Here is a 614-nt window from a genome sequence, read left to right on the forward strand (position 1 = left end):
TGCTGCAGGCGTTGAGCTTTGGGATCATATTAGAGGTATGCTGCCGACGACCGTCCCAGCGATGGTTACTGCTTTAGCGATTTATGCTTGGATTGGCATGGGTTATGGCGATGATAGTATTGATTTATCTTCTATCCGAGCCTTACAAACAAGCCTAGCTGACAACTACAATTTAAGTATTATTACCTTACTGCCTGCGCTTGTGGTTGTTATCGCGGCTGTCATGAAAATGCCAGCAATACCGACTGTGTTAGGTGGTGTCGTCGTGGCATCATTGATTGCGTTTTTTCTGCAAGGCGTTGGAGTTAGTGAGATTTTTAACGTTTTACAAAATGGCTTTGTCAGTGAAACGGGTTTTGACGTTGTTGATCAGTTGCTATCAAAGGGCGGCGTCATGTCGATGACATGGGTCATTACCTTGACCATTTTCGCACTCGCTTTTGTCGGTTCGCTTGAGCATTACGGTACACTAAAAGCCATCATGGCAAAAATCAACCATTTCGTGAAGTCACGCTTAGGTCTGATTTTTACGACTTACGGTAGTGTCCTTAGTGTAGGGACCCTTATCGGAGACGTTTATACGACTTTGGTATTACCAGGACGTTTATTAAAAG

1 protein-coding gene is annotated in these 614 nt (G+C 44.1%); it reads left to right on the top strand.

The annotated features are described in order from the left end of the window. On the top strand, window positions 1-614 hold a 614-nt coding region (locus tag ACS8FD_RS22190), incomplete at both ends, for a Na+/H+ antiporter NhaC family protein (protein WP_439277455.1).

The sequence above is a fragment of the Psychrobacter sp. 1U2 genome (assembly GCF_051847575.1).